Annotated in this window: 10 protein-coding genes; 5 read left to right on the top strand and 5 right to left on the bottom strand. The window is 52.5% G+C overall.

All coding sequences use genetic code 11. From position 1 onward, the window contains the following. The first annotated feature begins 21 nt into the window (after positions 1 to 21). The 4 genes from ACYVAD_RS18400 (at position 22) to ACYVAD_RS18385 (ending at position 5401) form a co-directional block, all read left to right on the top strand. Entirely contained in the window at positions 22 to 633 is a 612-nt protein-coding gene (locus ACYVAD_RS18400; protein WP_461140986.1) for a (2Fe-2S)-binding protein, read from the top strand. A gap of 83 nt (positions 634 to 716) precedes the next feature. Beyond that, positions 717 to 1703 (top strand): FAD binding domain-containing protein, encoded by a 987-nt coding sequence (locus ACYVAD_RS18395; RefSeq protein WP_461140985.1) that lies wholly within the window; start codon positions 717 to 719, stop codon positions 1701 to 1703. 52 nt (positions 1704 to 1755) lie between these two features. Beyond that, on the top strand, positions 1756 to 4101 hold the full coding sequence (locus tag ACYVAD_RS18390) for a xanthine dehydrogenase family protein molybdopterin-binding subunit (protein ID WP_461140984.1): 2346 nt from the start codon (positions 1756 to 1758) through the stop codon (positions 4099 to 4101). A gap of 64 nt (positions 4102 to 4165) precedes the next feature. Continuing rightward, on the top strand, positions 4166 to 5401 hold the full coding sequence (locus tag ACYVAD_RS18385; protein ID WP_461140983.1) for a low temperature requirement protein A: 1236 nt from the start codon (positions 4166 to 4168) through the stop codon (positions 5399 to 5401). Between the two features lie 433 nt (positions 5402 to 5834). On the opposite strand, the gene ACYVAD_RS18380 is transcribed toward ACYVAD_RS18385, so the two are convergent. From ACYVAD_RS18380 to ACYVAD_RS18360, 5 genes are all read right to left on the bottom strand, one after another. Continuing rightward, positions 5835 to 6194: a hypothetical protein gene (locus ACYVAD_RS18380; protein ID WP_461140982.1), complete on the bottom strand. Its 360-nt coding sequence runs from the start codon at positions 6192 to 6194 to the stop codon at positions 5835 to 5837. A gap of 133 nt (positions 6195 to 6327) precedes the next feature. After that, complete coding sequence (locus ACYVAD_RS18375) at positions 6328 to 6567, bottom strand: hypothetical protein (protein ID WP_461140981.1); 240 nt, start codon at positions 6565 to 6567, stop codon at positions 6328 to 6330. Positions 6568 to 6616: 49 nt separating this feature from the next. Next, the gene (locus ACYVAD_RS18370; protein WP_461140980.1) at positions 6617 to 6802 is read right to left on the bottom strand and encodes a hypothetical protein; all 186 of its coding nucleotides are present in this window, start codon (positions 6800 to 6802) and stop codon (positions 6617 to 6619) included. A 13-nt stretch (positions 6803 to 6815) separates the two neighbouring features. Then, a complete protein-coding gene (locus ACYVAD_RS18365) occupies positions 6816 to 7037 on the bottom strand; it encodes a hypothetical protein (protein WP_461140979.1) in 222 nt (73 codons plus the stop codon). A 469-nt stretch (positions 7038 to 7506) separates the two neighbouring features. Continuing rightward, a complete protein-coding gene (locus ACYVAD_RS18360; protein ID WP_461140978.1) occupies positions 7507 to 8382 on the bottom strand; it encodes a lysophospholipid acyltransferase family protein in 876 nt (291 codons plus the stop codon). 770 nt (positions 8383 to 9152) lie between these two features. On the opposite strand from ACYVAD_RS18360, the gene topA reads away from it, so the two are divergent. After that, complete coding sequence (gene topA / locus ACYVAD_RS18355; RefSeq protein WP_461140977.1) at positions 9153 to 11825, top strand: type I DNA topoisomerase; 2673 nt, start codon at positions 9153 to 9155, stop codon at positions 11823 to 11825. The last annotated feature ends 41 nt before the right edge of the window (positions 11826 to 11866 follow it).

Here is an 11866-nt window from a genome sequence, read left to right as displayed (position 1 = left end):
TTCATCCATGTTCCTACCGCTATGGCAACTGAATGGTCCCCGGGCAGCAGCTCACGGCGTACCTTTATCAAACACACCACTGGCTTGGTTGGACTGACGCTGGCACCCATGAATCAGGCTGAACACACCGCCCCTGACCCCTTAATTGTGCAGGGCGCTACCGAGCTAACGTTACGTATCAATGACCGTGTATACTCGCTACGCGCAGAGCCCCGTACGACATTGCTTGATGCACTACGCGAGTATCTGCACCTGACTGGCACCAAAAAGGGCTGTGACCATGGTCAGTGCGGAGCCTGCACTGTTCACGTTGATGGGGAACGTATCACCTCTTGCCTCACACTGGCGATCATGCAGCAGGGTAAGGCCATAACCACCATCGAAGGACTGGCTATTGGTGAGGACAGTGCGACTGCCCGGTTACATCCGATGCAGGAAGCTTTCCTTAAACACGATGGGTTTCAGTGTGGGTACTGCACACCTGGACAGATTATGAGCGCTGTGGCATGTGTACGGGAAGGTCACGCGACGTCTGATCACCAGTGCCGAGAGTGGATGAGTGGGAACATTTGTCGATGCGGAGCGTATGCCAATATCCTGGCTGCCATACGAGAAGTGGCGTCTGGTCAGTAAGACAAGTGTTCTGGTTCGCAGTATGCCGCTAATGCTGCATCATCCACAAATTATATAGGTGTCACCTGTTAAGCCTGTCCCTCATGAATGACTTCCAGTATGCTAAAGTTAGTTCGGCCAAAGATGCTACAGACCTGATAAACGATCGGCCACAGGCTGTGTATGTAGCTGGCGCGACTACGCTGCTCGATTTAATGAAGGTTAATCTGGTGGCACCTCCTCTGTTGGTCGACATCAACGCGCTACCGTTTACAGGCATTGAGCAAACCAAGGATGGGCTGCGCATCGGGGCCACGGAGCGCATGAATGCGGTAGGTGAAAACCCACTGGTCGTCCAGCAATTTCCGGCTGTATCGCAGTCGTTGCTGCTGGCAGCATCGGCGCAACTACGTAACATGGCCAGCATCGGTGGCAACTTACTCCAACGTACCCGCTGCGGTTACTTCCGCGACGTAGCCTTTCCCTGCAACAAGCGTCAGCCAGGTTCCGGCTGCCCTGCCCTCATCGGCGACAACCACAACATGGCCATTCTAGGCACGAGTGAAAGCTGCATTACAACCAGTTACCCCGGCGACCTGGCCGTAGCGCTGCTGGCTTTTGATGCCGTGCTGATTTTGCAAAACCATAAGGGTAAACAGCGCCGTGTGCCTGTCAACGAGTTTTATCTACTGCCCGGTGACACACCGCATCGTGAACATATACTGGAACCGGGTGAACTGATTGTAGCCGTACTTATTCCAACCGCCCCCCACGCCCAACACTCGACCTATCTGAAAGTGCGCGAGCGAACCAGCTATGCATACGCCCTCGTATCCGCTGCCGTAGGTCTCGATGTACAAAATGGGATCATCCGTTCGGCGCGGGTAGCCCTGGGTGGAGTAGGTGCTCAACCCTGGCGCAGCCCAGCTGCCGAGCAGGTACTGACGGGAGCACCGGCCAGCCAAGCCACATTTCGGGATGCGGCAGCTGCCGCGCTTCAGCCCGCCAAACCGCGTAGCGAAAATGCCTTCAAAGTAGACCTGGCCCAAAACACGCTGGTACGCGCGCTGCAAACCGTAGCGAAGGGCTAATGGGATCCTTTTATCGCCCATTTACTTCTCTTACGTCAACTCATCAAGCCTTATGAAACCAACTGAAAACCCCGCGTTTGCTGACCAGCTGTCAACATCAGACGTTGTGGGCAAGCCGCTAGTCCGTGTCGACGGGCGGGCCAAAGTGATGGGAGCGGCCGTATACTCGGCGGAATATAACCAGCTGCCCGGTCTGGTCCATGCCGTTATTAAAACCAGTGACGTAGCGAAGGGCCGCATCACCGGTTTCGACGATGGCGCGGCCAAACGGGTACCCGGTGTATTAGGCATATTCACGCACCTGAATTTACCACCACTGGCGCAGACGCCTGCCACGCCAGAAGGTAAAAAGAAGATCGCGCTGGCCATGCAGATGAGCTTTACTCCGCTAACTTCTGACCAGATTTTTTACGCCGGGCAGCCGGTGGCCATTGTGGTTGCCGATACGCTGGAGCACGCCCAGCACGCGGCCGCGTTGCTGAGCGTATCCGTTGCCGCAGAAACGCCCGTGGTCTCCTACCAGGATGCCCAGGCCAAACTGTTCACCCCCACCGAGGGCGCGGCCGCCAACGTACCCACCAAGCGCGGTGATGCTCAGGCGGCCTTTTCCAACGCGCCGGTACAGTTGACCCTCACCTGTCAGCACGCGACCAACCATCACAATCCCATGGAGCCGGGCGCTACCATTGCCCACTGGGAGGCAGCTGATCGGGTAACCGTATATGACACCACGCAGGCCATAGCCTCGACGCATATAGCCCTGTACGTGATGCTGGGCTTGCCATCCGACAATGTTCGGGTCGTCAACAAGTTTCTCGGCGGAGGTTTTGGCTGCAAACTCACAATGTGGCCTCACACCGTACTAACGGCGCAGGTCGCCAAAGCCGTAGGTAAGCCGGTGAAGCTGGTACTCACACGCCCGCAGATGTTTACCAGCATGGGCCATCGCGAGGACCAGCAGCAGACCCTGCGCCTTGGCGCGACTAAGGAGGGCAGGCTACTGGCTCTACTACACGAAAAAACGGCTACGACCTCGCCCTGGGACAACTTCTCCGAAATGAACAGCAAGATTGTGAATATGATCTACGCCTGCTCGAATTTTGAGGCTTCGGTAAAGCTGGCCCGGGCCAATGTCATGACCTCTACCTACATGCGCGGCCCCGGTGAAGCTCCTGGCTCGTTTGCCATCGAGTGCGCCATGGATGATTTAGCGTACCAAGTGGGACTGGATCCGATTGCTATCCGATTGCTAAACCATGCTGACAAGGACCCCGGCACCGGCAAACCCTGGAGCAGCAAAAGCCTGAAGCAGTGCTACGAGCGGGGCGCAGAGTTATTCGGATGGAGCAAGCGTAACCCCAAAAACGGCGCTACCCGCAAGGGAGATGTACTGGTGGGCTGGGGTATGGCTTCCGGCTCGTACCCGGTTCACGACGCCCAAGGCAACGCCCGCGTACGCCTGTATGCTGACGGTAACGCCCTAGTACAAGCCGCTGCGACTGACTTGGGCACAGGTACGTATACCATCATCACGCAGGTAGCTGCGGACTCCTTAGGTATTGCTCCCGAAAACGTGCATTTCGAATTGGGCGATAGTGCTTTACCCACTACGGCCATGTCGGGCGGATCCCGGGCTGCTGGCACGGTGTCGTCCTCGGTATTCCTGGCCGCGCAGGACGTATGGCAAAAGCTCACCAAGGTAGCCATTACCGATCAACATTCGCCCTTATACAAAGCAAAGCCAGCAGACGTAGAGGCTGTGAAGGGCCGGCTTCAACTGAAAGCTGATCCGACCAAAGGAGAAACCTTTACCACCCTCATGCAGCGCATCGGGCTAGGCGACGTAGAGGGTGTGGCGACGGGTCATTACGGCAGCAGTTACGAGTCGCCCGAAGCTACGCTAAACACCCCCCAAGCCAAGAAAGACGACGCGGCCGGCCACTCCATGCATTCCTTCAGTACGCATTTTTGCGAAGTAGAAGTTGATACGGAGCTAGGTACGGTGCACGTGACGCGTTGGGTGAGTGTGGTAGCGGCCGGTCGAATCCTGAATCCACGAACGGCTCGTTCCCAGGTGATGGGAGGCAGTATTTTCGGCATTGGCGCAGCGCTCATGGAGGGTACCGTTCGAGACCCGCACCTGGCCCGCTACACCAACGCCAGCCTGGCAGATTACCACGTGTGCGTCAATGCGGATATTCCCGACATGACCGTGGACTTTATTGACGAGGAGGATCGATACGTCAACGCTATGGGCGTGAAAGGACTGGGCGAGGTGTCGATCGTAGGTACCAGCGCAGCCGTAAGTAACGCCATCTTTCATGCCATCGGTCATCGGCTAACATCACTGCCCATAACGCCAGATAAGGTGCTAAAAGCCCTTCAAAAAACGCAGTAATTCGTTGCAGTTTGGCAGCCTCATTTTTATCCGAACGGGTTTAACTTAATGCCAGGAACTCCCTATGGATCAGCATCCACCTGACAACGTACCTCGGCTAAGAGCTGCAGATCCGCCGGGCCCGCGCGTTCCGGCGCGAATCGAGTTGCTAACCGACTTGGCCTTTGTCGTTATACTAGGGCACCTAGTCAGGCGCCTGCTTGCTGAACCCGATCTGGATGCGTTGGGGTATTTATTATTATTGCTTGTGCCGGTGTGGTGGTTATGGCATGGACTAACATTTTACGCCAACAGGTTCAGCGTGGACAATGATCCGGTCGAGTTTCTATTCACAGCCGCGGAGTTGTTGGGCTTGTTGATTATGGCTGCCGCAACCGAAACGGCCTTACTCAGCCGCCTGACTACGTTAACTTTCGTGGGTACGTACTTCGGCATACGTATCCTACTGCATCTTAAATACATCCGTGCCCGGTATTATGTACCAGCTGCCCGTCCATTCATCTTCCATGTACAGATTGGCATCTGCCTGGGGCTGGCCTGCTGGGTGGGGGCCGGGCTACTTCCCGCTCCAAGTAGCTATTACTTTTGGGCGCTGGCTTTGGCGGTTGAGATACTCGCTCCTTTGGTAGCCGGAGGAATAATTCTGCAAAAGCGCTTCCCTCCAGATGCCCGTCACCTACCCGGCCGAGTGGCCACGTTCACCACATTGATGCTCGCACAGGTCGCATCCAGTATTGTCATGGCACTGTATCAGGCAGGTATTGGTTCAGATAGCGTAAGCCGGACATTGCTGGCGGGAATAACCTTGCTGGGCCTATGGTCTTCCTATTTTGATCGTATTTACTATACTCCGGCGCAAGCACTAAGTGAACATCAACGCACAGGACCGTTCTGGGCGTGGATCTATCTTCACCTCCCCCTGACTATACTTCTGCTGTTGAGCGGGGTTGGCTTAGGCTTAACTGTACACCCAAAGTCCGACGTAACGCTCACCAACTGGCTGGTTGGAGCCGGAGTAGGTGGCAGCTACGTAATTACAGGTCTTTTAGCCTTGGTCAATCAATGGGCTAGTTATCAACTTCAGAGCATCAGGCAAGTAGGCATACGTCTAACGCTGGGAACAATTTTAATTCTGGCCACATCGTGGACTTCTCCCCTACTCCTATTGCTGCTATGTGCAGGGACCAGCTTGATTATGATTCTATTGGACCGGTTCAGTTCATCCATTCATATTGACAGCCCTCCAACTATTGCCTCCCGCTTCGCCCGTAGTTCAAACCGGCTGAATACCGAAGCTTAGTTTGATTGAAACGATCATCACCTGATTGCGCCATCAATCGATAGACGGACTAGCTGTTCAATGCGCTGACGCTGGCTTGCGTTGGTCATCTCACTAAGCGTTCCTTAGGTTACGTACAGAAAAAGAAAACGAATGCCCTGTCGAGCATTCGTTTATGAGGTGTATTCAATCAAACTAAGCGATCCGACCCGGTCACGTGGTTCTGAGATTTGATTATCTGCCCAAATCTTACTCAGAATCATCAATAGAGAGGAGCTTTAAGAACGTAATCATCGAGTTACCCTAAATAATCCGGAGGGAATACTTGCTGCCCGTATTTTTGGGCTATGGCCTGTAGCCGCTTCACTTCATCAGGTCCTATTTGCGGGCCAATGATCTCCTCATTTGTACGGCTACATACAACATAGAGAACCTATGTTGGTAAGGGAATCAGCTACCATCGTTGTTTTGCGGGTTCCTTCTCAGCCCTGGTTAATGGGACAAAGTCATCGTCAACCAGGAGCCGTTCTTCGGACTTTGCTTCTGTTTCCAGACGGGTTATTCGCTGGCCCTGCTCCAGCAAAGCGCCAAATGTTTTCCCCTCACTAACCAGTCGATGGTGCTGGTTGTATTTCACCGCACGAGCGATCAGTACCATACTGGCATCATCCAGGAGGCTATACCCCCTGGCATCATACAATCCTTTAAACGCGTCCTCTTCCCCATACGTATTCGTCAGGGGGTCGAACGTCGCGGATGAACAGGCACCAAGGCCGATAACCAGCGTAAGGATTAGGTAAGCAGTAGATTTCATAAAAACGAAAACCTTTTCCCATTGGGTGCAACAGAAAAAGGTCGGTTGACTTAGTTTGGTGGCCTCTGTGGCGTTTTCTCGTAATAAGGTTAGCCAAGAGAATTTGTTGATTCTGTTAGTGTACCGGTAAGCACTAGATAATAGCTAATCCTAGAATATAGTGTTCTTCAATCCCCTCAAAGTGGCGTACTTCCACCAGCAGGTCCTTGCCCTGCCAGGTGATAATATCCACTCCATTAATTGTGTTTTTGCTAAGGCTTATTTCAGGACCGCCCCGAAAAGCGCCCATGATATTGATTAACACCTTAGGTATCATTACTTGCTGGTCAACGGTAAAAAGTTGATCAAAATTTATTCGTCTGGGAAAGGCCATGGGTTGAATGAGGTAAGTAAAAAGTCGACCTACAAGCTGAAGCAGCGAGTTAGGGTAAGCGAGCTGGCATAAACTGAGGAATCAAATCGATCCGACTGGCAGCCTGCTCGGGTGTCAGATACAGGATGGTATCGGGGGTGCCCCGTACCAAATAAGGCTTCTTACTAACTGGAATAGGCATAACGGGCGTGAGCCTACGTTGCCGGGGTAGAATAGGTCTGTTATCGTTGTTCATGAGATTGATTCCCTTAGATTGACGTATTTGCGGAATAAGACGAGGACATTGCTCCGTTAGCACCGATGCTTAACTCATCGTCAAATCGGACGCTTGCCGCACTAACATCTCTGGCGTGAGGATACGCGGATACGAAGCGCTGGATAGCGACCTCTTCGTCCAGATTCAGGTAGGCTCTCCGCCAGGGTATTGGTTTAACCGAACCATAACCAGTTACAATAATTAAGATATTCATGAGCAGTCCGATGAGTTTATGAGAAATAAGCGGTGGCCAACAAGACCACTCAAAACATTGACGAAAAAATGAACAGAGAGCGTTCAGGATAGTATGCCCTGGATAGCGATAAAGCAGTTGACTACCTGATGTTCTGTTAGGCTTTCTGTGGGGTTTGAACGAAACTACGTATAAACAACCCTGTGTGTGCTGAACTAATCATATCCTTTCGACGGGAAAGGCAACTGCCGCAGTAGCGGGCGATTGGGATTGGAAGCTGTCGCTGGTAGCGTGAAGCAAATAGGTCACCACAAAAAATGTGGTACTCACAGGATTGATCGTCGTAGGAAGCCTTTTCTTTATTAGCTACTTTACTGACGTACAGATAGAACGGCTTGCAGGGAGTAATGTTTAAACGTTACGTATAACGTGCTGTTGCGCGTTCTGGCGATAGATCAATCATCCGGAATGAGTAACGACCCATCCGCACCTACACCAGTAAAGGGGCATTGAACTTCCACCGATTATGCGACCACAACCAGTAGGCTGGTGACCGGACAATAGCTCTTTCCAGGCTCCGAAAGTATTTCTTGGTAATAGCCATAGGAACGGCATCGCCCGCGTGAGCCTGTAGGAGACGAAAGGTATAGGCGTATTGAAAACGCCCGGTCTTTCTGGCCTCCAGGTACACGACTGCCGAGTCGGTAGCGGTCGCTAGCCGCTCTGCGCCAAACTGAACCCCTGTCCGCTGGTGCAGAAAAGAGACATGGTGTTTAACCGGACCGGGCGCGGGTCGTTGATCAGCCAGCAAGATCACCAGATTAGGTTCGAGCGATGGCTGTAGTAGATGCAGCGCCTGACGGTAAAACTGCTGGCGGGGAATCAGCTGAGCGCCCATGCGAGTACGAAACCGCAGGAGCAGCCTGTCAATGAAGCGGTTTTTCACCGGGGAGTAGGCCGAATAAACCGGATAATCGACGATCTGAGGTAAGTTGACCAGATATTCCCAGTTTCCGTAATGGGACGCGATCAAAACAACGTGCTGGTGTTGGCCGTGCAGCTGTGTCAGTAGCTGAGGATTAACAAAGTAAGCGAGTTGATGACGCTTGGCAGCCGACACAATTGAGAACAGAAAAGGTTCAACCAGTAAGTCACTGATGTGATGAAAGTAGTCGTCGGTTAGAAGCCTTAGCTGAGCAGGGGTCTTCTGGGGAAACGACTGAGTGAGATTAGCCACTACCAACGGTAATCGATACTTAAGAAAGTGACGTAGAATCACAAACACCACCAAGGATAGGGCTTTAGCCAGGCCCATAAGCACGCGGGTATAAAATGAGCGTTTATTCGCTCCTGTTGGATGTCTCATAGGCAAGAGATGAACGGCCTAACGAAGCAGACACCCATTAGTTGGTAGTGCTCCCCAAGCGGGTGATAAGATGGTCGCCAGAATTAGCTAACTAGAAGCAGTTGAGGCAGTAACGGGTAAGACAGCGTGCAGTCCGGATGGCGAGCGGTATTCGCCTATGATCGGAAGAAGACTGAGAGAGCTAGTTGTCTAGCGGTTGTTGGTGGTAGAACGTTGGTCTGTAACGGTTAAGTTCAGTGGCCAACTTGATAGTTACTGGTAACGGTCAATCTCATCGTCAACGATAAACATCATGCTCACACAATCGATTCAACGCGTAACGATGTGGCAACAGACGACATTGGGATAGCCATTGGAATAAATTTGTATAGTGACAACTTTCTTAAAAGTCCCCCGTATTTAAGCTTGGTTCCTTCCGTACGACACCGCGAACAGTCTACATTCTGATCAGTTAACGCATCTCTTTTTTCAGGAAAGCATCAATTAAAAAAGGCGTAGCCAACAAAAGGCGATTCCAGCGCCCTAACCCCTTTTTTACAAGCTTTTTGCGGGCGAAATTCGAACGTTGTCGTTGTACTCCTTGTTATCTGTTTGTAACTAACTCCTCGTCTTTATTCGGGTTCGCGACCGTCGCTGATTTGCATATATCAGTGCTTTTGCCTCTATATTTGAGCCGAACCGCGCCGGTTGAGCCGAATAGGACTATCCACGCTGGTCGGGTTACGCTTATCAACAAGCTAGCGTAACCTCATCAACCTTACTACCCTGTTATGTCTAAAAACTTAGTCATTGTAGAGTCGCCGGCAAAGGCAAAGACCATTGAAGGCTACTTAGGCAAAGACTTCACGGTGAAGTCCAGTTTCGGACACGTACGTGACCTGCCCAAAGATGGGCTGGCCGTGGACGTAACGAATGGCTTTCGTCCGTCGTACGAGGTTTCGCCCGACAAGAAGAAACTAGTGAGCGAACTTAAATCCCTGGCCAAGTCAGCCGACGAAGTATGGCTGGCGACGGATGATGACCGCGAGGGCGAAGCCATTTCGTGGCACCTGAAGGAAGCGCTGGGGCTTCGGGACAATACCAAACGGATCGTTTTCCGCGAGATTACCAAAAATGCCATTTTAAACGCGATTCAGTCGCCCCGTACCATCGACGTTGATCTGGTCAATGCTCAGCAGGCTCGTCGGGTACTGGACCGATTGGTTGGTTATGAGCTGTCACCAGTATTATGGCGTAAAATCAAAGGTGGCCAGAGCCTGTCAGCAGGCCGGGTGCAGTCTGTTGCGTTACGTTTGGTTGTTGAACGGGAACGCGAAATCGACAGTCACAATGCCAAGTCGTCCTTTAAAGTAACGGCGCAGTTTCTGGTAGACGGCAGCAAAGTGCTGAACGCCGAACTACCGAAGAACTTCGCGACGGCAGGCGAAGCACAGGCGTTTCTGACGCGCTGCATTGGCGCCCGGTATACCATCAAGAATCTGGAGACCAAGCCAGCCAAAAAATCGCCGGCCCCACCGTTTACGACTTCGACCCTCCAGCAGGAAGCTTCCCGCAAGTTGGGTTATCCCGTCGATCGAACGATGCGCATCGCGCAGAACCTCTATGAAGCCGGTAAGATTTCGTACATGCGGACTGATTCGCTGAACCTGTCGCAGGAAGCCATCGAGAAAGCAACAGCCGAAATCGAAACTGAGTTTGGTCCAAAATACGTCCATACGCGGCAGTTCAAGAACAAGAACGAGTCGGCTCAGGAAGCGCACGAAGCCATCCGGCCGACGAACTTTAACGACCGTAACGCCGGTGCCGACCGCGATCAAAAGCGGTTGTATGAGCTGATCTGGAAACGGGCAATTGCCTCCCAAATGGCCGACGCGCAACTGGAACGGACCACGGTTACCATCGGTATTACGTTCGCTAACGGGGCGACAGCAACTGTAAAAGCCTCGTTGGATGACAGCCCTTTTGCCGAAACAGCAACCACTCAGGCTCGTCCAACTCCAACGGAACTGGTAGCCCAGGGTGAGGTGATCAAGTTCGACGGATTTTTACGGGTCTATCTGGAATCGAAGGACGACGATGAGGACGAAGACGCCAAAGGCATGTTGCCTCCGCTGAACATCGGCCAGTCGCTAAACCTGGGGCAGATGAAAGCCACCGAGAAGTTCACCCGGCCGCAGCCACGCTATGCGGAAGCGTCGCTGGTGAAAAAGCTGGAGGAAATGGGTATCGGTCGTCCGTCGACCTATGCGCCTACGATCTCGACCATCATCAATCGGGGGTACGTTATTAAGCAGGACAAACCGGGCCAGGAACGTAAATTCCTGGAATACACGCTTAAGCAGGATACCATCAGCGAAACCAGTGGCAAGGAAAACTTTGGCTCTGAGAAAGCCAAGCTATTCCCAACCAATACGGGTATTGTTGTAAATGACTTCTTGGTCGAATACTTCCCCGATATTGTCGATTTCAAATTCACGGCGACGGTCGAGAAAGACTTTGACGAAATTGCTGATGGACGCATGAACTGGCAGAAAATGCTGGAAGGCTTCTACGGCGATTTCCACAAAAATATTGAAGAAATTCAGGGATCGTCGGTAGTATCGTTCAAAACTGGCGCTCGTGAGTTGGGGGTCGATCCACGCACAGGCCGCAAAGTGTCGGCTCGGCTGGGTAAGTTCGGCGCCTACGCCCAGATCGGCGAAACGACTGACGATGAAAAGCCCCAGTATGCTAACCTGCGGGATGGTCAGTTAATCGAAACGATATCCCTGGACGATGCGCTGAATCTGTTCTCGCTGCCTCGGGAAGTTGGCTTCTTCGAAGATCAGCCTATGACCATTGGTATCGGCAAATTTGGCCCGTACGTTAAACACGATGGTAAATACGTATCGTTGTCGCGGGAGGATGATCCATATACGATGGACGAAAACCGGGCCATTGAACTGATTCAGCAAAAACGGGCCGAAGCTGTCAGCGAGTCGCTGGGTGAGTTCGAGGGAACACTCGTAACGATCGGTAAGGGACGTTTTGGCCCGTACGTGAAACACAACGACAAGTATATTTCGATCCCGCGCGCCGATCAGCAGGGACCACTTAGCCTCGACCGGGCGGTTGAACTAATTCTGGCAAAACGGCAGGCCGAAGCGAACAAATACATTAAGGAATTTCCGGAAAACCCATCGATCAAGGTCGTCAACGGGCAGTACGGACCTTACCTGGCGGTTGGCAAACGGAACGTCAAGATTCCCAAAGACGTCGATCCGGCATCGCTAACGCTAGAGGACTGTTTGAAACTGGCGGGCGAAGATCCGGCTGCGGCCAAAGAAACGACGAAAAAGTCAACAGCCAAAGCCGCCACCAAAGCACCGGCCAAAGCGAAGACAGCCACAGCCGAGAAGAAAACGGCGACTGTTCCCAAGAAAACCGTCACAAAAAAGAAATAATCTGATATTCCATTTGGCCCTGCATATCAATCCCGTATGCA

It is taken from the genome of Spirosoma pomorum (assembly GCF_054776615.1).
Note: the sequence above shows the minus strand (reverse complement) of the source record. Positions and strands in the feature narration are given on the sequence as shown.

Bases quoted from the DNA above. Each gene is read 5' to 3' on its own strand.
- topA (WP_461140977.1), top strand. From the start codon at position 9,153: ATGTCTAAAAACTTAGTCATTGTAGAGTCGCCGGCAAAGGCAAAGACC.
- ACYVAD_RS18365 (WP_461140979.1), bottom strand. From the start codon at position 7,037: ATGAATATCTTAATTATTGTAACTGGTTATGGTTCGGTTAAACCAATA.
- ACYVAD_RS18395 (WP_461140985.1), top strand. From the start codon at position 717: ATGAATGACTTCCAGTATGCTAAAGTTAGTTCGGCCAAAGATGCTACA.
- ACYVAD_RS18390 (WP_461140984.1), top strand. From the start codon at position 1,756: ATGAAACCAACTGAAAACCCCGCGTTTGCTGACCAGCTGTCAACATCA.
- ACYVAD_RS18370 (WP_461140980.1), bottom strand. From the start codon at position 6,802: ATGAACAACGATAACAGACCTATTCTACCCCGGCAACGTAGGCTCACG.
- ACYVAD_RS18360 (WP_461140978.1), bottom strand. From the start codon at position 8,382: ATGAGACATCCAACAGGAGCGAATAAACGCTCATTTTATACCCGCGTG.
- ACYVAD_RS18375 (WP_461140981.1), bottom strand. From the start codon at position 6,567: ATGGCCTTTCCCAGACGAATAAATTTTGATCAACTTTTTACCGTTGAC.
- ACYVAD_RS18380 (WP_461140982.1), bottom strand. From the start codon at position 6,194: ATGAAATCTACTGCTTACCTAATCCTTACGCTGGTTATCGGCCTTGGT.
- ACYVAD_RS18385 (WP_461140983.1), top strand. From the start codon at position 4,166: ATGGATCAGCATCCACCTGACAACGTACCTCGGCTAAGAGCTGCAGAT.
- ACYVAD_RS18400 (WP_461140986.1), top strand. From the start codon at position 22: ATGGCAACTGAATGGTCCCCGGGCAGCAGCTCACGGCGTACCTTTATC.